This is a genomic window from Pantoea sp. CFSAN033090, from assembly GCF_001264395.1.
In the GTDB taxonomy this organism is placed as follows: Bacteria; Pseudomonadota; Gammaproteobacteria; order Enterobacterales; family Enterobacteriaceae; genus Pantoea; species Pantoea agglomerans.
Genome location: NZ_LGYX01000007.1, coordinates 59201 through 79800 on the forward strand (window position 1 = coordinate 59201; position 20600 = coordinate 79800).

Here is a 20600-nt window from a genome sequence, read left to right on the forward strand (position 1 = left end):
AACACGGCGATTTTGCGACCCTGCTTCCGGCGCAGTTTCGACTGCGCTGTAAGTCTGAAATCTGTTCACATCACGCTTTCCAGTTTGCCCATCTCTGCCTGTCTTTTACTGCCCCCGATTTTTAACCTGTCGCCTTCTTAATACGGAGACGATGTGATGAATTATCAACGTGGATTTACGCTGGTTGAACTGATGATTGTGGTGGGTATTGTGGCAATCTTAATTGCCATCGGCCTGCCCGCTTATCAAAATTATCTGCAGCGTGCTGCCCTTACTGACATGCTGCAAACCATGGTGCCCTATAAAACCGCTGTTGAGCTTTGCGCCATGGAGCGCGGCGGCCCGACGCAGTGCCAGGCCGGAGAAGCGGGTATTCCTGCTGCCAGGGGATCGCGCTATGTCTCAGCACTGAGCGTGACCAACGGGGTCATTACGCTGACCGGCCAGGAGAGCCTGAATGGGCTGAGCGTTGAAATGCTGCCTCTCTGGGACAGCACCGAGGGCGGCATCAGCTGGCAACGCAGCTGTACCAGCAGCAACAATAGCCTGCGTGACAATTGCCTGCAGCAGTTCCGCTTTGCGGATAAAGGAGCCAGCGATGAGCAAGCCTGATGAGGCGATCGCGGCATTATGTCAGCGCTATCGCGCCCTGGTTTTGCACCATGATGCCAGCCAGCTGCGTGTTGCCGTCGCGGAGAGCGTGCCGCCAGGGCTGGCTGAAGCCCTCCATTTTGCCAGCCAGTGTCAGATTGAAATTGAATGCTGGCCGCAGGCCCGGCTCGACCAGCTTCAGCACGCTGACACACCGCTGGTGGCGCGCGAAGAGGCACCAGCAGAATCAGCGATCGAAGCGACACAGCTGATCCTGCGTCAGGCGCTGGAGCGTCGCGCCTCTGATGTCCATATCGAACCCGGCCGTGATGGCCTGCGTGTGCGTCTGCGTATCGATGGTGTATTGCACCCTCTATCTTCCCTGCCCGCCACCCAGCCTGCTGCGCTGCTGGCGCGACTGAAGATCCTCGGCGGACTGGATATCGCCGAACGCCGGTTACCGCAGGATGGTCAGTTCAGTCTGGAGATCGCCGGTAAACCTGCCTCTTTTCGCCTGGCGACCTTACCCATCTACGGTGGTGAGAAAGCGGTGGTCCGGCTGTTGCAGAGTGAAAGCGCGGCGCTGTCGCTGGATAAGCTCGGCTTACCCGCCGCGCAGTTGCGCCTGTTCTGCGCCGCGCTGGCGCAGCCGCAGGGGCTGATTCTGGTCACCGGGCCTACCGGCAGCGGCAAGACGTTTACGCTCTATAGCGGACTCAGTGCCCTGAATACCCCGGAAAAAAATCTGTGCAGCGTTGAAGATCCAATTGAGATCCCGCTGCCCGGCATTAACCAGACGCAGATCCATGCTAAAAACGGCCTCGATTTTAACCGCGTGCTGCGGGCGCTGCTGAGACAGGATCCGGACGTGATCATGGTAGGAGAGATCCGCGATGCTGAAACGGCGGAGATTGCGGTTAAAGCGGCACAGACCGGGCATCTGGTGCTGTCGACGCTGCACACCAACTCCACCGCCGAGACCCTGACCCGGCTGCGACAGATGGGTATTCCCGGTTATCTTCTGGGGTCGGCGCTGAAACTGATTGTTGCTCAGCGCCTGGTTCGACGCCTCTGTCCCCACTGCCGTCAGCCCGCTCAGGCGGTGGCGCACTATCCTGCGGAACTCTGGCCCGGTACCTTGCAAACCTGGCGAGCTCCCGGCTGCGACCACTGTTTTTCCGGCTATTTTGGCCGGCTGGCGCTGTTTGAACTGCTGCCGATCAATGCCAGGCTGCAAAATGCGATCGCCGCCGAAATGCCGCTGGAGAATTTGCTCAGCCTGGCGAAACAGCAGGGATTACGCACCCTGCTGGTTTCTGGCCTGGAGGCAGTAAGCCGGGGCGATACCTCGCTGGAAGAGATGCAACGGGTGATTGGGCTGGACGATGGCTGATGCGTCTTTATTTCGCTGGCAGGCGGTCGATAGCCAGGGCCAGTTAGTCAGTGGCCAGCTACTGGCTATCGACAGTGATAACCTGCTGCTGATGCTGGCGCAGCGCGATCTTCTGCCGGTGAGCTGGAAGCGAGAAAAAGTGTGGCGTCAGAGGGAGTGGAAGTGGCAGCACAAAACCGATCTGATTCGTCAGTTGGCAACCCTGCTCAAAGCGGGACTGCCGCTGGCAGAGAGTCTGGCTTTGCTGGCTGAGGGCCATCCGCATGCAGGCTGGCATGCTCTGATGCTTGTCCTGCATCATCGGGTACTCAGCGGCGCCCCTTTTTCTCAGGCTTTACGCGAATGGCCGCAGATTTTTCCGGCGCTCTATCCGGCCCTGATGGAGGTGGGTGAACTGACCGGTCAGCTGGATACCTGCTGCAGTGAACTGGCCCGGCAGCAGATCCGGCAGCAGCAGTTATGGCATCAGGTGGCGAAGGCGCTGCGCTATCCTCTGTTCATTCTGCTGGTGGCGATTGCGGTCACCTGCGGCATGCTGCTGTTCGTTCTGCCAGAGTTCGTTGCCGTCTATGACTCCTTTGATGCCCCCCTGCCCGCCTTTACGGCAGCGGTAATGCAGTTATCTGCCGCGCTTCAGGAGTGGGGAACGGTGTTAGCCATCGGCGTATCGCTGATGCTGGCAGCCTGGCATCAGTTACGACGACGCTCTGCGGGCTGGCAGCGCCGTGAACAGGCCATTTTCCTGCGCATCCCGCTGCTTTCCGGGTTATGGCGTGGCACGCAGCTGACGCAGATCTATACCATTCTGAATCTGACACAGCGCGCCGGGTTAACTTTGCTACAGGGACTGGCAGCCGTTGAAGTGACGCTCTCATCATTACTATGGCGGGAAGCAATGGCCGGACTGCAGCAGCACATTGCTCAGGGGAATCCTCTGCATCAGGCGCTGATGCATCATCCGCTGTTCACACCATTATGCGGTCAGCTGGTTCGCGTCGGCGAAGAGGCGGGCGCGCTGGATTTAATGCTGGCTCGTCTGGCGGAATGGCATGAGGCAGAAACCCGTGAGCGCGCTGACACACTGGCTGCTTCGCTGGAACCGATGATGATGGTGGTGATTGGCGGCATTGTTGGCACGCTGGTGATTGCGATGTATCTGCCGGTGTTCGGGCTGGGTGATGCGATGCATTAAGGGGCGCAGGCTGCGCCCCGGATAACTATCGGTTGAAAACGCGGTTTTCCTGCTCATTAACCCGAATAAAAGTGGTGCGCTTGGTCAGCTCTTTCAGCCGCTCCGCGCCCACGTAGGTGCAGGCGGAACGCAGTCCACCCAGGATATCGCGCGCGGTGTCAGCAACCGGGCCACGTAATGGCAGCTTCACCGTTTTACCTTCTGCTGCGCGATATTGCGCCACACCGCCAACGTGACGCTTCATCGCCGATTCGGAACTCATGCCGTAAAACAGCATAAAGCTTTCGCCATTCTCTTCGACCACCTGCCCTTCACACTCATCATGTGCCGCCAGCATGCCACCCAGCATCACGAAGTCGGCACCGCCGCCAAACGCTTTCGCAATATCGCCAGGCACTGAACAGCCGCCATCACTGACAATCTGTCCGCTTAAGCCATGCGCCGCATCGGCACATTCAATGACAGCGGAAAGCTGCGGATAGCCCACGCCGGTTTTCACCCGGGTTGTACAGACCGAACCCGGGCCAATGCCGACTTTAACGATATCCGCGCCAGAGAGAATCAGCTCTTCCACCATTTCGCCCGTTACCACGTTACCGGCACAGATGGTTTTAGCCGGGAAGGTTTCACGGGCGCGCTGCAGAAAATCAACAAAATGCTGAGAGTAACCGTTGGCCACGTCGATGCAGATAAACTGCAGATCGTCTGACAGCGCCATAATCGCGACCAGTTTATTGAGATCGGCCTCCGAGGTGCCGGTTGAAACCATCACATGTTTCAATACCGTCGCGGGGATGCGCTGAATAAACGCGCGCCACTCATCTACGCTGTAATGCTTATGGACTGCTGTAAGGATATTGAAGCTGGCCAGCGCCTCAGCCATTGAAAATGTGCCGACGGTATCCATGTTGGCGGCGATAATCGGTACGCCGCTCCAGCTCAGGCCCGAATGTCTGAAGGTAAAGCTGCGTTCCAGCTCAACCTGTGAGCGACTTTGCAGCGTGGAGCGTTTGGGGCGGATTAAGACATCTTTAAAGCCCAGTTTTAAATCTTCTTCAATACGCATAAACAGTGTCCTGGTAAGTGGCAATGAATCGTCGTTCACGAAGTAAGCACAGCTCCAGTGACGTTATGATACGCGCCTCTCGCTGCGCGACAAGACTGCGAATTTCACTTTATTTACGCTACAATCCGTTAAATTTAATTGTGGTTTATCGGTGTGATCTGACGCGCATTTTTGCGTTTTTTATACAGATCATTACCCTGAAGCCCTGTCGAAAAGAGAAGTCAGGTGAGAAACATGCCCTATATCGTCGCGCTTACAGGGGGGATCGGCAGTGGTAAAAGTACGATTGCCCAGGCATTCGCAGCGTCTGGCGTGGAAATTATTGATGCTGACCTGATAGCACGTGAAGTTGTCGAACCCGGCACACCCGCTTTGCAGGCCATTCAGGCGCGCTATGGCACGTCGATAGTCACTGATGAGGGGAAGCTTGATCGTAGCCGGCTTCGCGACATTATTTTTCAGCAGCCGGAAGAGAAAAACTGGTTAAACGCGCTGCTGCATCCACTGATCAATGCCCGGACGCGTCAATTGATCGCCGAAGCCACCACACCTTATGTGCTCTGGGTGGTGCCGCTACTGGTGGAAAATCAGTTACAGCACCAGGCTGATCGGGTACTGGTGGTGGATGTTGATGAGGCAACGCAGTTAGCGCGCACCCGGCAGCGTGATCATCTTTCCGTCGCGCAGGCGAAACGCATTCTTGCCGCACAGGCGACGCGCCAGCAGCGCCTCGCCTGTGCCGATGACATTATTGATAACAGTGGCGAGCCCGATGACGCCTTGCCGCAGGTTGCCGAACTCCATCAGCGCTATCTCAGGTTGGCGGCAACGAAACAGGATTAATACCATGAGCACACCCGTTCTGTTTGAACACCCACTGAATGAAAAAATGCGAACCTGGTTACGGGTTGAGTTTTTGATCAATCAGTTAGATGAAATTGTCCCACTGGATAAAACCGTTAATGCGCTGACCTTTTTTCGCCTGATTAGCGAGCTGCTCGATATTTTTGAGCGGGGCGATATGCGTACTGAATTGTTAAAAGAGCTGGAGCGTCAGCAGCAAAAGTTACGTGCATGGGCTGATGTGCCAGGTGTTGATATGACGCTGGTTAATGCCCTGCGCGATAAACTCAAAATTCAGTCGACGCAGTTAATGAATGCCCCACGTATGGGCCAGCAACTCCGCGAGGACCGTCTGATTGCCCTGGTGCGGCAGCGCCTGAGCATCCCTGGTGGATGCTGCAGCTTTGATTTGCCGGGCCTGCACATCTGGCTCCATCTGCCACAGGAAGCACGCGATGCGCAGGTCGAAGCCTGGATGCAGACGCTGGAGCCACTGTATCATGCGCTGGCGATGGTACTGGATTTGATCCGCCAGTCCGGCGCGTTTCATGTGCAGACCAGCCTTAATGGTTTTTATCAGGATAATGCCGAAGGCGCCGATCTGCTGCGACTGCAGTTGTCGCTGGAGGATGCGCTCTATCCACAGGTGTCCGGACATAAAAGCCGCTACGCCATTCGTTTTATGCCGCTTGATAGTGAGCGTGGTGAAGTTCCGGCCCGCCTTAATTTTCAACTGGCCTGTTGTTAGAGGTAAAAATGCAGCAAGAAGTGATGACCGTTGCCTGTCCGCAGTGCGGCAAAGATGTGATCTGGGATGAACTCAGCCCGTGGCGCCCCTTTTGCAGTAAGCGCTGCCAGCTCATTGATTTAGGTGAGTGGGCCGCAGAAGAGAAACGCATTCCCAGCCGCGACGATATGAACGACAGTGACAACTGGAGTGAAGAAGATCGCTGACAGCCGAACCGGATGGGGCGCGCTGCCCCATCCGCTCAGAGTTCGCCGGCGATCAGACGCGCAATCAGCTGATGATTCGCGGGCGGAAACTCCTCCGCGACCAGCGCATGCTGATCAACCCAACGCTGCGGCTGACCCTCTTTGCCCCACGGCTCTCCTTTCCACCCTTCAACCAGAAAGAAATGCAGCGTCACTCGCAGATCGTCATAGCTGTGGTCTGCATGACCAATCGGGCGTGCCTCGGTGACCTCAATCCCGGTCTCTTCCTGAAGTTCCCTTATCAAACCCTGTTCGGCGCTTTCGCCCGCTTCAATCTTACCGCCAGGAAACTCCCACTTGTTCGCCATGTAAGAGGTCGCCGCGCGCTGGGCAAGGAAAATTTGTTTACTGGCATTGCGAATGATGCCAACTGCAACCTGCAGGTGCTTCATGAAGACTATCCGGTAGTAATGGGTGAATGAAGCCTGATTTTAGAGCATGCCGTAGCGGATGTTAACCGCTTTAGCTCAGCGGAGTCGCTGTTGCCTGGGTGGCAGAGACCATTAAAAAAAGGAGCCAGCGGCTCCTTTTTTATTAGCATTCAGTCTCAGGCGATGCGGCCATGACACTGCTTGTACTTTTTACCGGAACCACATGGGCAGGGATCGTTGCGGCCGACTTTGCGTTCGCCACTCTGCTCCGCCACAGGCTCTGCGGCTGCCAGCAGATCCTCTTCAACATGGCTCAGCTGCTGTTGCTGTGCCAGACGTTCAGCTTCTTCGCGACGTTGTTGCTCCATCGCTTCAACTTCTTCTGGCATGCGCACCTGGACTTTGCTCAGTGTACTGATCACTTCATATTTCAGTGATTCAAGCATCGCAGCAAACATGGCGAAGGATTCACGCTTGTACTCCTGCTTCGGATCTTTCTGCGCATAGCCGCGCAGATGGATGCCCTGACGCAGATAGTCCATCGCGGCCAGATGCTCTTTCCACAGCGAATCCAGCGTCTGAAGCATCACGCCTTTTTCGAAGTTGCGCATCATCTCTGCGCCAACGATCTCTTCTTTCTCAGCGTAGCTTTCCATAGCATGGGTCATGATGCGCTCACGCAGCACTTCTTCATGCAGATCGGGCTCTTTATCCAGCCACTCTGCAATCGGCAGGTTCAGATCGAAGTCAGTGCGCAGACGCTCTTCCAGGCCTGGCACGTCCCACATCTCCTCCAGCGACTGCGGCGGAATGTAAGTATCGATGGTGACTTTGTAGACGTCGTGGCGAATACTGTTGATGGTTTCGCTAACGTCAGACACATCCAGCAGCTCATTACGCTGACTGTAGATCGCGCGACGCTGGTCATTAGCCACATCATCATATTCCAGCAGCTGCTTACGAATATCGAAGTTACGGCTTTCAACTTTGCGCTGGGCATTGGCAATCGCTTTGGTGACCCACGGATGCTCAATCGCTTCGCCTGGCTTCATGCCCAGTTTACGCATCATATTCGAGACGCGGTCTGAGGCAAAAATACGCATCAGCGCATCTTCCATCGACAGGTAGAAGCGAGAAGAACCGGCGTCACCCTGACGACCTGCACGACCACGCAGCTGGTTGTCGATACGACGCGATTCGTGACGCTCAGTACCGACGATGTGTAAACCACCTGATGCCAGAACCGCATCATGACGAATCTGCCATGCCGCTTTAATCTCTTCGATTTGCGCTTCAGTTGGCTCTTCCAGTTCGGCCACTTCAGCGTGCCAGCTGCCGCCCAGCATAATATCTGTACCACGTCCGGCCATGTTGGTGGCGATAGTGACCGCACCCGGCTGACCGGCCTGCGCCACGATATCCGCTTCGCGGGCGTGGAATTTGGCGTTCAGAACGTTATGTTTGATACCGGCACGGGTCAGTTCGTTAGAGACCACTTCTGATTTCTCAATCGAGATGGTTCCCACCAGCACCGGCTGACCATTGGCGGTGCGCTCACGTATATCTTCGATAATGGCATCGATCTTCTCTTTCTCGGTCATGTAGACCAGGTCAGCCAGATCTTTACGCACCATCGGACGGTTGGTCGGCACGACAATGGTGTCGAGCTTATAAATGGAGCTGAATTCAAATGCTTCGGTATCAGCGGTACCGGTCATACCGGCCAGCTTCTCGTAAATACGGAAGTAGTTCTGGAAGGTGATAGAGGCCAGCGTCTGGTTCTCGTTCTGGATCTCAACGCCTTCTTTCGCTTCAATCGCCTGATGCAGACCATCAGACCAGCGACGACCCTGCATGGTACGGCCGGTGTGTTCATCAACAATCACCACTTCACCATCTTTCACGATGTAATCCACATCGCGGGTAAAGAGTGCGTGCGCACGCAGCGCCGCAGTGACGTGGTGCATCAGCATGATGTTGGTCGGAGAGTAGAGTGACTCGCCCGCTTCCATGATGCCCTCGCTGACCAGCAGCTCTTCCACTTTGACCAGACCGCGCTCAGACATGTGAGCCTGACGCGCTTTTTCATCGACCCAGAAGTCGCCTTCACCCTGATGGGTTTCGGTATCTTCTTTATCCTGGCGCACCAGATGAGGGATGATCTTGTTCACTTTGGTGTAAAGCTCAGAACTGTCTTCTGCCGGACCAGAGATGATCAGCGGCGTACGCGCTTCATCGATCAGGATGGAGTCGACCTCATCCACCAGCGCATAGTGCAGTTTACGCTGCACACGCTCTTCCGGGCTGAAAGCCATGTTGTCGCGCAGGTAGTCGAAGCCATATTCGTTGTTGGTGCCGTAGGTGATGTCTGCTGCGTAAGCTTCACGCTTTGCCACCGCCGGCAAGCCCGACATGTTGATACCAATGGTTAAACCCAGGAACTCAAACAGCGGACGGTTATTTTCCGCATCACGCTGTGCCAGATAGTCATTGACGGTAACCACGTGAACGCCTTTGCCGGACAGCGCATTCAGGTAGGCTGGCAGCGTTGCGGTCAGCGTTTTACCTTCACCGGTTCGCATCTCAGCAATGCAGCGATCGTTCAGCACCATACCGCCGATCAGCTGCACGTCGAAGTGACGCATCCCGAACACGCGTTTACTCGCTTCACGCACGGTTGCGAACGCTTCCGGGATCAGGCTTTCCAGCGATTCACCTTTTTTCAGGCGTTCGCGGAACAGATCAGTTTTCGCTTTCAGTTCATCATCAGAGAGCTTCTCAAAATCGGGCTCCATCTTATTGATGACATCCACCACTTTACGCATACGACGCAGGGTACGATCGTTACTGCTACCAAAAACCTTGGTTAAAATTTTGCTTAACATAGTAAATATATTCTCAATTCAGCCGGAGCATTCCGGACTGCGAAATCTTAACAGAGTGAATAAAACCAAAAATATTAGCAGAACAATCGGGCAGGTCCGGCGCGAATGCCATGCACGCTGGCATGCCACTCTACCCATGAACGGGTAACGGCCGTGAAAAGAGGCGGCGTAGAGATCTGCTGCGGTGCAGTGTGCAGCGCAGAATGTGATGTCAGTAAACTATGCAGTGAGTCGATCAGCGCCAGCTTTTGTGCCGCCAGCGGTAATGTCTGTTGCTCCGCCTGCGCCTGGGGCGCCAGCGTGAAAGAGAGATGACGAATAACGGTACGGATGGCGTGCTGATGCCAGTAATCCACGCTGAAGCTCGGGCGTCGGGATGCTTCCTGCAGCCGGATCAGGTGATCAAAGCGTGTGGCATTGCCAAGAAAGAGACTGCTGGCCGGAGATTCAGACGACGCGTTGAGTTCGGAGCTTTGCGCACAGGCTGGCAGGCCAAAGCTGGCCGCTACCATCCCTAACAGGAGATGAGGCCAGAAGTAGCGTCTACCTAATTGTCGCCAGCGCAGAAGAATCCCGATCACAACCTTTCCATCGCGCATGCTCTGTTGCGCTCTTGTTTTCTGGTACCCGCCGCGAGCCGCAACGGATTTCGGCCTGTAAAAGCGCCACAGATAGTATCATTAATGTGGGGCATCCACACCTGGGATTAAAGTGATGGCGAGAGAAAACGCGTGTGATTGTTCAGCAAATCAGCAGAACAGACAACGCTTTGCGAGCGAGGTCGCAGTCATCAGGCGTGTGATAAGAGGCAATAAAAAACGGCTGGCGCCGCTGACCGGAGAGGGTGTCAGCATAACCAGCCGTTTCACGTTCCGGGGTAATTAAGCCAGAACCAGATTCGGTGCTTTGAATGCCAGCGGCAGTTCAGCTTCGTCTTCGAAGGTTGCCCATTCCCAGGCTTCCTGCTTAGCCAGAACCGCTTGCAGCAGCTTGTTGTTCAGCGCGTGGCCCGATTTGAACGCAGTGAATGCGCCAATGATGTTGTGACCACACATAAACAAGTCGCCAATCGCGTCCAGCATTTTGTGACGGACAAACTCGTCCTCAAAACGCAGGCCTTCTTCATTCAGTACGCGGAAATCATCCAGACCTATCGCACAATCTAAGCTACCGCCCAGGCACAGGCCTTTAGACTGCAGATATTCGATTTCACGCATAAAGCCAAATGTACGCGCCCGGCTGATTTGACGAACAAAGGCGTCAGCAGAGAAGTTCATCGCATAACGCTGTGAGCTGGAATCGATAGCCGGGTGTTTGAAGTCGATGGTGAAATCGAGCGAGAAGCCGTTAAACGGTTTGATCTCGGCCCATTTGTCACCCTCTTCCACACGCACGGTCTGCTTAACACGCACAAATTTCTTCGCGCTGTTGAGCTGCTCGATGCCCGCATCCATCAGCAGATAGATAAACGGTGCTGCGCTGCCATCCATGATCGGGATTTCTGGCGCATCGACTTCAACAATAATGTTGTCGATACCCAGACCCGCCAGGGCGGCATTGAGGTGTTCAACCGTTGAAATACGCACGCCTTCATCATTCACCAGGCAGGTACTCAGCATGGTGTCGCGCACGTATTTTGCATCAGCCGGAAAATCTACCGGTGGATTCAAGTCGGTGCGACGATAGATGACCCCGGTATTAGCCGACGCAGGGCGTAATGTCAGGGTGACTTTTTTGCCGGTATGTAAACCGACACCAGTCGCCTGAACAATACGTTTTAATGTCCTTTGTTTGATCATCGTATTATCTCGCAATATCACCTGTCCGACCGCCAGTATACTTTACCAGCGGACAGAGACTTTAGCACAAAGAGCGGAGAATCCCAATTATAGGGTTAATCCTAATCGGCCTGCTTACGTAAAAAGGCCGGAATATCAAGATAATCGGGCTCTTTGTTCGACTGCGCAGCCTGGTCGTTAACGACTTTGGCAGCAGGTTTCTGCTCCTGCGGCAGCGGTGACATACCGTGCTGCTGATAGCGATGATCCATCACTGGCTGACTGGCTGGCTTGTTGGTTACCAGGGTGATTTCAGGACGCTTGTCCATGCCGATACCGGTTGCCACCACGGTGACGCGCAGTTCGTCATTCATTTCCGGATCCAGTGAAGTACCGATCACGACGGTCGCGTTGTCAGAGGCGAAGGCGCGGATAGTGTTACCCACGGTCTCGAACTCATCCAGACGCAGGTCGAAGCCCGCCGTAATGTTGACCAGCACGCCACGCGCACCAGAAAGGTCGATATCTTCCAGCAGTGGGCTGGAGATCGCCATTTCAGCCGCTTCTTCCGCACGATCTTCACCGCACGCGACGCCTGAACCCATCATCGCATAGCCCATTTCGGACATGACGGTACGCACGTCAGCAAAGTCGACGTTCATCAGGCCAGGACGGGTAATCAGCTCAGCGATACCCTGAACGGCGCCTTTCAGCACGTCATTAGCTGCACCAAACGCATCCAGCAGAGAGATACCACGGCCCAGCACTTTCAGCAGCTTGTCGTTTGGAATGGTGATCAGTGAATCGACATGCTTAGAGAGTTCGGCGATCCCCTGCTCGGCAAACGCCATGCGCTTTTTGCCTTCGAAGTTGAACGGCTTGGTGACAACCGCCACCGTCAGGATACCCAGTTCCTTAGCCACTTCAGCCACGACAGGCGCTGCACCGGTACCGGTACCGCCGCCCATACCTGCTGCGATGAAGACCATGTCTGCCCCTTCCAGCGCAGAACGCAGTGCTTCGCGATCTTCTTCTGCAGAGTTACGGCCCACTTCCGGGTTCGCACCCGCACCCAGACCTTTGGTAATGTTATTACCGATCTGAATGGTCTGGCCGACAGCTGTTTTACGCAGCGCTTGCGCGTCGGTATTCACAGCAAAGAATTCCACACCTTCGATACGCTCGCGTACCATGTGCTCTACGGCGTTACCGCCGCCGCCACCGACGCCGATGACTTTAATCACCGCGTCGTTGGTTAATTCCATAGGTTCAAACATGATTTCTCTCCGTTATGTGCCTGTCGCCTGGAGATCACTAAAGAAAACAGCATGATCCCCTTTCACAAAAATTAAAACTCTTTTTTTAACCAACTGTTAATACGCTTGAACCAGTTACCTACTGAGACCCGTTTTTCGGTCTCTGCATCACCGTTCATGTGCGACTCTTTGCCGTAATGCAACAGTCCCACGGCAGTGGAGTAGTACGATTCCTGCGCATAGTCAGTCAGGCCGGTAATATTCAGCGGCTGTCCGATACGCACCTGCGTATGGAATACGCGTTGCGCACAGGCCGCCAGTCCTTCGATTTGCGCTGCACCACCGGTCAGGACAATGCCTGCGGCTAAGTGATGCTTCACGCCCTGCTGACGCAGTTGTTCCTGTAACTGCAGAATCTCGTCATTGACCAGATTCAAAAGTTCGGTGTAACGCGGCTCAATCACTTCAGCCAGCGTCTGACGTTGCAGGCTACGTGGTGGACGTCCGCCCACACTCGGCACCTCAACGTTCTCATCTTTGCCGACAATCGAGCCCAGCGCGCAACCATGGCGCACTTTGATCGCCTCAGCATCCGTTGGTGGTGTGCCAAACGCATAGGCGATGTCGCTGGTAACGACGTTGCCTGCATACGGAATAACCTTAGTGTGCCGTAAAGCGCCGCCGGTATATACGGCTATGTCCATTGTACCGCCACCAATATCGACAACACACACGCCCAGCTCACGTTCGTCTTCAGTCAGAACGGCAAAACTGGAGGCGAGACCGGCAAAAATCAGCTGATCCACTTTCAGCCCGCAACGCTCAACGGCTTTAACGATGTTCTTCGCCATATCGTTGTGGCAGGTGATCAGATGCACTTTCGCCTGCATACGCACGCCGGAAAGCCCGACCGGATTTTTAATCCCTTCCTGATAGTCGATGGCGTATTCCTGAGGAATGACGTGCAGGATGCGATGCTCGTCACGTACTCTCACCGATTTGGCGGTATGTACGACGTTCTCTACATCATCCTGAGTCACTTCCTCTTCGGAAATCGGAACCATCCCGATTTCGTTCTGACAACTAATATGTTTGCCCGATAAAGCAAGGTAGACGGAGGAGATCTGGCAATCTGCCATCAGCTCAGCCTGATCGATGGCGCGCTGAACGCATTTCACCACCGACTCAAGGTCGTTTACGCCACCTTTATCCATACCGCGGGAAGGGCAGCTGCCCACCCCAATAATGTTGACCATACCATCGGGCAGAACTTCCCCAACCAGGGCGGCAACCTTCGCAGTGCCGATTTCGAGTCCAACTACCAGTTTTCTGTCCGTTGCCTTGATCATTGTTGTTTAGCCTGTGCCTGGTTCTGTTGCTGATTACTGTCCTGTGGCTCCATCACGATCGGTGTCCAGCCAACAGAAGCGCCAGAGTCGTATCGTAAATCCACGTAGCTGATACGTTTGCTCTCGTTCTGACCTTGCTGTTGCAGCACCGGGTAGAGCTCAATAAAGCGATTCAGTCGTTTCATGGTGTCGCTGCGGCCCAGTTCGATACGAACATCGTCGCTGGTGACCAGCTGCCATGAACGCCGCGCCGTCATCGACGCCACCTTCAGAGTAAACTTCCGGGCTTTCAGCACATCATCCATGCTGTGATAGCCCGCCAGGACCTCTTTCTCACTCCCTTCCGGCCCGTATAACATCGGCATTGTCTCTTTGCCGACATGACTGGCGGGTACGCTGAAGGAGACACCCTCAGCATCCACCATGTGCAAATCGTTCCAGCGCGCCACCGGTGTGTACTCCACAAGGTGGATCTTCAGTTCGTCCGGCCACTGCTTACGTACGCTGACCTGCTTAATCCAGGGCAGCCGCTCAATCTGCTGCTGCAGGATGTCCACGTCCTGAGACATAAACGTACCAGGCGGACCCAGCGACAAAATCGCCTGACGAATATCATCGTGTGTGGTGTAGTGCGTCTGTCCTGTCACCACCAGTTTTGACAATGGCAGCCGGGACGCATCGTTCATCCACTTCAGTACCACCAGCCCGCCAGCAACCATAATCCCGATGACGATCAGCAGAAAAATAATGCCGAACAGTCGGGCACCGTTACTGCGCCCGGTGCGAATACGCTCCTGCGGTTCACGGTTTCGAACTCTCATCGCCGCCTGTGACATATCAGTCGGCCAGCTCCAGAATATGGGCAACCAGCTGCGGGAAGCTCATGCCCGCCTGTTTCGCTGCCATTGGTACCAGACTGTGGCTGGTCATGCCCGGTGAGGTATTGGCTTCCAGTAACTGAAAGCGCCCTTCCCCGTCGGTCATCACATCAACCCGTCCCCAGCCGCGACATCCCAGCGCACGCCAGGCCGCCAGTACCAGCTGTTGTAATTCCGCTTCACGTTCAGCGCTTAAATCGGCCGGACAGACGTACTGAGTATCGTCAGAAATGTATTTAGCTTCATAGTCATAGAACTCGCTGGCGCTCTTTATTTCAATCGAGGGCAGAATACGATCGCCCACAATCGCGACGGTGTACTCCGCGCCACTGAGAAACGCTTCGACCAGCACGTCATTGTCATGCTTAAACGCCATGTCCAGTGCCGCCGGCAGCGCGCTCAGATCGTTAACCCGACTGATGCCCACGCTGGAGCCTTCACAGGCTGGCTTGACGAACAACGGCAGGCCAAGTGCCGCAATTGCCGCGTTGTTTTCTGCGTCCAGACCGGCATCAAACTGCTGACGCGTCAGCCAGACAAACTTTCCTGACGGTAAACCACGTCCCTGCCACAGCAGCTTGGTGCGCAGCTTATCCATAGTCACGGCCGATGCCATCACGCCGCTGCCGGTGTACGGCAGTTGCAGGAACTCCAGCACCGCCTGCAGCGTGCCATCTTCGCCGCCCCGGCCATGCAGTGCGATAAAGGCTTTGGTAAAGCCCTGCTCTTTCAGCGTCAGCACAGAGACATCACGGGTATCGATGCCATGCGCATCAATGCCCATTTCCCGTAATCCGGCGAGGACGGCCTGACCTGAGTTCAGCGAAACCTCGCGCTCTGCCGAGGTGCCACCCATTAATACTGCAACTTTATCCGCCATGACGATCCTCCGCTTTGCGTTCCGGCTGGAGCTTAGTGTCAGCCAGCTTGCGGGCAACCTTGCCGACGTTACCGGCTCCCTGCACCAGAATCAGGTCATTGCCTGACAGCAGCGGTGCCAGCATCTCTGGCAGCGCGTCATGTTCCGGCACCAGAATCGGATCCACCTTGCCGCGATTACGAATCGCACGGCACAGCGAACGGCTGTCAGCACCCGGAATAGCGGTTTCACCGGCAGAGTAAACATCCAGCATCAGCAACACATCCACATGCGACAGTACGTTGGCGAAATCATCAAACAGATCGCGGGTACGGCTGTAACGGTGCGGCTGAAACACCATCACCAGTTTTTTATCCGGCCAGCCTGCACGCGCGGCTTTAATTGTCGCGTCCACTTCGGTGGGATGATGACCGTAATCATCAACCAGCATCGCGGTGCCCGGCTGTCCGTTGACCGGCTCTGTCGGGAATTCACCCAGCAGATCAAAGCGACGGCCCGTGCCCTGGAAACTCTCCAGCGCAGCCAGGATAGCATTGTCTTCAATGCCCTCTTCACTGGCGACGGCGACGGCGGCTGCCGCATTCAGGGCGTTGTGGCGACCCGGCGCGTTCAGCGTAATCTGCAGCGGTGCTTTATCCTGACGGATCAAGGTGAAATGCCCCTGCGCGCCACTCTGTTCATAATTTTCAATGCGCAGGTCAGCATCATCACTGAAACCGTACGTGGTGATATGGCGTCCCACGCGTGGGATCAGATCACGAATAACCGCATCATCCACACACATCACCGCACGACCGTAAAACGGCAGGTTGTGCAGGAAGTTAATAAACGTCTGCTTCAGGTTCTCAAAATCGCCCTGATAGGTGTCCATATGGTCAGCTTCGATGTTGGTCACAATCGCCACCATCGGTTGCAGATGCAGGAACGACGCATCACTCTCATCCGCTTCAGCAATCAGATACCGGCTGTGACCCAGACGGGCATGGGTGCCTGCTGCTTTGACCAGTCCGCCGTTAACAAAAGTCGGATCGAGACCCGCTTCCGCATAAATACTCGACACCATCGCCGTGGTGGTCGTTTTGCCATGGGTACCCGCAACGGCGATGCCGTGACGAAAACGCATCAGCTCAGCCAGCATCTCCGCGCGACGGATCACCGGGATACGCTGTTCACGTGCCGCCACCAGTTCTGGGTTATCCTGCGAAACGGCGCTGGAAACCACCACGACGCTGGCATCGGTCACGTTTTCGGGGCGATGGTTAAAATAAATGGTGGCACCCAGCGCAATCAGGTTCTGCGTCACCGGGTTAGGGGCCAGATCTGAACCGCTGATATGGTAGCCTTCATTTGCTAACACTTCGGCAATACCGCCCATGCCAGCACCGCCGATGCCGACAAAGTGGATGTGCCGGACGCGACGCATCTCGGGCACGATAGAACGCAGTTTTGCCAATTGTTGTGTATTCATCGCTCTCAGTTACCTGCTATTTCAGTTTGTACCCAGTCCGGGTACAGGTCAGACACGCTGACCGGAATGATTACTTTGCGGCGCGAGCCACTTCCTGAGCGACCCGTTCAGTCGCATCGGGGATCGCCACCTGACGGGCCTGCTCAGCCATCGTCAGCAGTGTTTCGCGATCCCAGTGGCGTAGCTGATCCGCTACAGCCTCCGCAGTAAATTGCGGCTGCTCAAAAATTCTGGCGGCGCCCGCTTTCTCCAGCGGCAGCGCGTTCCAGTACTGCTGGCGATCTTTGTGCTGAAATGGCACGAAAATCGCCGGTAAGCCAGCGGCAGCGACTTCGCTCACGGTTAACGCGCCGGAGCGGCACACCACCACATCAGCCCAGGCGTAGGCGGCAGCCATGTCATCAATAAACTCGGTCACCTTGTGCTGCGTCTGCCCGACCTGCTGATAAGCTTTCTCTGTTTCGGGCAACGACCCTTTACCGGTCTGATGCCACAGGGTGATCTCATCACCCACCAGCGCGGCAACCTGCGGCAGCGTCTGGTTCAGTATCCGCGCACCCTGACTGCCACCGATCACCAGCACCCGTATCGGGCCATGACGATTCGCGAGACGTTGCGCGGGTAAAGGCAATGCCAGTACATCAGTGCGAACCGGATTTCCCACCACATCGGCGGCGGGAAACGCGCCCGGGAACGCCTGCAATACTTTCGTGGCGATTTTCGCCAGCCATTTGTTGGTCAGCCCGGCAATGCCGTTCTGCTCATGCAGCACCACCGGAATACCGCAGCTCCAGGCCGCTAAGCCGCCAGGACCGGAAACGTAGCCACCCATGCCCAGCACGACATCCGGCTGCCAGGCTTTCATGATGCGACGGGCCTGACGCCATGCATTAAAGATGCGCAGCGGTGCCAGCAGCAACGCCTTCATGCCTTTACCACGTAATCCGCTGATGCGGATGAAGTCGATGTCGATGCCGTGCTTTGGCACCAGATCGGCTTCCATACGGTCGGCAGTGCCTAACCAGCGGACCTGCCAGCCCTGTTCCATCAGATGATGGGCGACAGCCAGACCGGGAAAGACATGTCCGCCGGTTCCGCCTGCCATCACCATCAATCGCTTACCGCTCATCGACCACCTCGGGTAAACGCCTGCGCTTTCGCCAGGCGCGTTTCATAATCTATGCGTAATAAAAAGACGATGGCAGTCGACATAATGATCAGACTTGACCCACCGTAACTGATCAGCGGTAAGGTCAGACCTTTGGTCGGTAACATACCGGCTGCTGCACCGACGTTAACCAGCGCCTGGAAGCTAAACCAGACTCCGATTGAACAGGCTAAAAAGCCGGAAAAACGCTGATCCAGTTCCAGAGCACGACGGCCAATCGACATCGCACGAAAAGCGACGAAGAATACCATTAAAAGTGCCATTACCACACCGACGTAGCCGAGTTCTTCCCCGATGATGGCGAAAATAAAGTCGGTATGCGCTTCGGGCAGATATTCCAGCTTTTGCACGGAGTTACCGAGCCCCTGGCCCCAGAATTCCCCGCGACCAAATGCCATCAGTGACTGGGTCAGCTGGTAGCCACTACCAAAGGGATCTTCCCACGGGTTCCAGAACGAGGTCACACGGCGCATACGGTAGGGTTCTGCAATGATCAGCAGGATCACCGCAAAGATGCCGGAACCGATGATTGCCAGAAACTGCCACAGTTTGGCCCCCGCCAGGAACAGCATCGCCAGGGTCGTCACAAACAGCACAACCACCGTACCGAGATCCGGCTGCGCCAGCAGTAACACGGCCAGCACCACCATCACGCCCATCGGCTTACAGAAGCCCCAGAAGTTGTTACGCACCTCTTCCACTTTGCGCACCAGATAACTGGCGAGATAGCAGAACAGAGAGAGCTTCGACAGCTCTGCAGGCTGAATACGCAGCGGACCCAGCGCGATCCAGCGCGATGCACCGTTAACCGAGCTACCGACCACCAGAACAATCAGCAGCATCGCGACCGTGACCATCAGCATCACGTTGCTGTAGCGCTGCCAGAAATCCATCGGCACCCGCAGCGTGACCAGCGCCATACATACAGCCAGCACGATGTAGAAAGCATCGCGCTTGGCAAAATAAAAGAGATCGTCATTCAGACGCTGACCCACCGGCATTGAAGCCGACGTCACCATCACGAAACCAATCACCGCCAGGCCCAGCGTCAGCCATAGCAGTGTGCGGTCATAGAGCACCAGCGAAGAGTCATCACTTTCGCGTGCGCCCATGACCCAGTCTTTCAGGCGTCCTGAGAAATATCCCGCCAGTCCGGCACCAGGAATACGCATCAGCTCAGCTCCTTCGCCAGTTGCGCGAACTGCTCACCGCGCTGCTCAAAGTTTCGGAACTGGTCAAGGCTGGCACAGGCTGGCGACAGCAGAACCATATCGCCTGCTTTAACCTGCGGCGCAATCTGCTCCATCGCCTGGCGCATGGTTTCAGTGCGCACGGCGATTTCAGGACGCAGCGCCGCCAGCGCATCGCCATCGCGACCAAAGCAGTAAAGGCGCACATTGTCGCCCTGCAGCCAGGGGATCAGCGGCGTAAAGTCGGCCGACTTGCCATCACCGCCCATCAGCAGCCACAGCGTTCCCTTCACCTGCAGGCCATTCAGCGCTGCTTCGGTGCTGCCGACGTTGGTGGCTTTGGAGTCATTGATCCAGCGCACGCCCTGATGCTCATGGACCAGCTGGAAGCGATGCGCCAGACCGTTAAAGTGCGTTAAGGCGGCCAGACTGGAGGCGCGTGGCAGACCCACCGCATCGGCCAGCGCCAGCGCAGCCAGCGCATTGGTGTAGTTGTGCTGTCCCACCATCTTCATTTCGGCCGTGTTCAGGACCTTCTCGCCTTTCACCCGCAACCAGATACTGCCCTGCTGCTTGTTAAGGTGGTAGTCCCCGAAATCGACACCAAAGCTGACGCAGCGGGTGTCCGCGCCGCGTACCGGCATCGTCAGGGCATCATCGGCATTAACGATGCAGACCTGTGCATTTTCATAGACCCGCAGCTTAGCGGCGCGATACTGCTGCATACCTAGCGGATAGCGATCCATATGATCTTCGCTGACGTTAAGTATGGTTGCCGCCGCGGCTTTCAGACTGTGCGTGGTCTCCAGCTGAAAACTGGAGAGTTCCAGTACATAGAGTTGCGCCGGTGACTGCAGCAGACTCAGCGCGGGCAGACCAATATTGCCGCCGACGCCCACCTGCCAGCCTGCGGCTTTCGCCATTTCACCCACCAGCGTAGTCACCGTGCTTTTACCGTTGGAGCCGGTGATCGCCACGATCGGCGCCTGCGCCTCGCGGCAAAAGAGCTCAATGTCACCGACAATTTCGATGCCGGCTTCGACGGCTTCGCTGAGAATCGGATGCGCCAGCGCGACGCCAGGGCTGGCAACAATCAGATCGGCCGCCAGCAGCCAGTCACCGTTGATGCCGCCCAGATGGCGTTCAACCTGCCCGGGCAATTTATCCAGCCCCGGCGGCGAGACACGGGTGTCCATCACGCGAGGCGTTACGCCCTGCGCTAAAAAGAAATCAACACAGGAGAGCCCGGTGAGGCCCAGCCCGATGATGACGACTTTTCTACCCCGATAGTCAGCCATG

General features: G+C 56.0%; 19 protein-coding genes. 6 read left to right on the forward strand and 13 right to left on the reverse strand.

Features of this window, described 5'->3' with window-relative positions:
* Positions 1-156 precede the first annotated feature (156 nt).
* From ppdD to hofC, 3 genes are read left to right on the forward strand one after another with little or no spacing between them, the layout of a single operon-like run.
* Positions 157-612: a prepilin peptidase-dependent pilin gene (ppdD, locus tag AFL22_RS07155; RefSeq protein ID WP_052271109.1), complete on the forward strand. Its 456-nt coding sequence runs from the start codon at positions 157-159 to the stop codon at positions 610-612.
* The gene (gene gspE / locus AFL22_RS07160; RefSeq protein WP_033787374.1) at positions 599-1984 is read left to right on the forward strand and encodes a type II secretion system protein GspE; all 1386 of its coding nucleotides are present in this window, start codon (positions 599-601) and stop codon (positions 1982-1984) included. The genes ppdD and gspE overlap by 14 nt, the downstream gene beginning before the upstream one ends.
* Positions 1977-3176 carry a protein transport protein HofC gene (hofC, locus tag AFL22_RS07165; RefSeq protein ID WP_052271110.1) on the forward strand — a complete coding sequence of 400 codons (1200 nt, stop codon included), beginning with the start codon at positions 1977-1979 and terminating at the stop codon, positions 3174-3176. The genes gspE and hofC overlap by 8 nt, the downstream gene beginning before the upstream one ends.
* Positions 3177-3201: 25 nt before the next feature.
* On the opposite strand, the gene AFL22_RS07170 is transcribed toward hofC, so the two are convergent.
* Positions 3202-4242: a GMP reductase gene (locus AFL22_RS07170; protein ID WP_033780586.1), complete on the reverse strand. Its 1041-nt coding sequence runs from the start codon at positions 4240-4242 to the stop codon at positions 3202-3204.
* 234 nt (positions 4243-4476) lie between these two features.
* Here AFL22_RS07170 and coaE point away from each other — a divergent pair, with 234 nt between their 5' ends.
* Genes coaE through yacG form a run of 3 tightly spaced genes read left to right on the forward strand, consistent with a single transcriptional unit; the run spans position 4477 to position 6039 of the window.
* A complete protein-coding gene (gene coaE, locus AFL22_RS07175) occupies positions 4477-5085 on the forward strand; it encodes a dephospho-CoA kinase (protein WP_052271111.1) in 609 nt (202 codons plus the stop codon).
* Positions 5086-5089: 4 nt separating this feature from the next.
* A complete protein-coding gene (zapD, locus tag AFL22_RS07180) occupies positions 5090-5833 on the forward strand; it encodes a cell division protein ZapD (protein WP_033787377.1) in 744 nt (247 codons plus the stop codon).
* 8 nt (positions 5834-5841) lie between these two features.
* Complete coding sequence (gene yacG, locus AFL22_RS07185) at positions 5842-6039, forward strand: DNA gyrase inhibitor YacG (protein ID WP_010253903.1); 198 nt, start codon at positions 5842-5844, stop codon at positions 6037-6039.
* A gap of 35 nt (positions 6040-6074) precedes the next feature.
* Here the strand turns inward: yacG and mutT are convergent, their stop codons facing one another.
* The 12 genes from mutT to murD form a co-directional block, all read right to left on the reverse strand.
* On the reverse strand, positions 6075-6470 hold the full coding sequence (gene mutT, locus AFL22_RS07190; protein ID WP_010253900.1) for an 8-oxo-dGTP diphosphatase MutT: 396 nt from the start codon (positions 6468-6470) through the stop codon (positions 6075-6077).
* Positions 6471-6625: 155 nt separating this feature from the next.
* Positions 6626-9334 (reverse strand): preprotein translocase subunit SecA, encoded by a 2709-nt coding sequence (gene secA / locus AFL22_RS07195; protein ID WP_010671827.1) that lies wholly within the window; start codon positions 9332-9334, stop codon positions 6626-6628.
* A 74-nt stretch (positions 9335-9408) separates the two neighbouring features.
* Positions 9409-9915, reverse strand: coding sequence for a secA translation cis-regulator SecM (gene secM / locus AFL22_RS07200; RefSeq protein WP_323054595.1), 507 nt, complete (start codon positions 9913-9915; stop codon positions 9409-9411).
* Positions 9916-10215: 300 nt separating this feature from the next.
* A complete protein-coding gene (lpxC, locus tag AFL22_RS07205; RefSeq protein ID WP_010253894.1) occupies positions 10216-11133 on the reverse strand; it encodes a UDP-3-O-acyl-N-acetylglucosamine deacetylase in 918 nt (305 codons plus the stop codon).
* Positions 11134-11234: 101 nt separating this feature from the next.
* Positions 11235-12389 carry a cell division protein FtsZ gene (ftsZ, locus tag AFL22_RS07210; RefSeq protein WP_010253892.1) on the reverse strand — a complete coding sequence of 385 codons (1155 nt, stop codon included), beginning with the start codon at positions 12387-12389 and terminating at the stop codon, positions 11235-11237.
* A gap of 71 nt (positions 12390-12460) precedes the next feature.
* Positions 12461-13717, reverse strand: coding sequence for a cell division protein FtsA (ftsA, locus tag AFL22_RS07215; RefSeq protein ID WP_010253890.1), 1257 nt, complete (start codon positions 13715-13717; stop codon positions 12461-12463).
* Positions 13714-14553, reverse strand: coding sequence for a cell division protein FtsQ (gene ftsQ / locus AFL22_RS07220; RefSeq protein WP_010253887.1), 840 nt, complete (start codon positions 14551-14553; stop codon positions 13714-13716). Before ftsQ ends, ftsA begins: the two co-directional genes overlap by 4 nt.
* A 1-nt stretch (position 14554) precedes the next feature.
* Positions 14555-15475, reverse strand: a complete 921-nt coding sequence (locus AFL22_RS07225; protein ID WP_010253885.1) for a D-alanine--D-alanine ligase — start codon at positions 15473-15475, stop codon at positions 14555-14557.
* Positions 15465-16943: a UDP-N-acetylmuramate--L-alanine ligase gene (gene murC, locus AFL22_RS07230; protein WP_010253883.1), complete on the reverse strand. Its 1479-nt coding sequence runs from the start codon at positions 16941-16943 to the stop codon at positions 15465-15467. The genes AFL22_RS07225 and murC overlap by 11 nt, the downstream gene beginning before the upstream one ends.
* A gap of 70 nt (positions 16944-17013) precedes the next feature.
* Complete coding sequence (gene murG, locus AFL22_RS07235; RefSeq protein WP_052271112.1) at positions 17014-18072, reverse strand: undecaprenyldiphospho-muramoylpentapeptide beta-N-acetylglucosaminyltransferase; 1059 nt, start codon at positions 18070-18072, stop codon at positions 17014-17016.
* The gene (gene ftsW / locus AFL22_RS07240; RefSeq protein WP_010253879.1) at positions 18069-19283 is read right to left on the reverse strand and encodes a cell division protein FtsW; all 1215 of its coding nucleotides are present in this window, start codon (positions 19281-19283) and stop codon (positions 18069-18071) included. Before ftsW ends, murG begins: the two co-directional genes overlap by 4 nt.
* Positions 19283-20599, reverse strand: a complete 1317-nt coding sequence (gene murD / locus AFL22_RS07245; RefSeq protein WP_010253876.1) for a UDP-N-acetylmuramoyl-L-alanine--D-glutamate ligase — start codon at positions 20597-20599, stop codon at positions 19283-19285. Before murD ends, ftsW begins: the two co-directional genes overlap by 1 nt.
* Between the last annotated feature and the right edge of the window lies 1 nt (position 20600).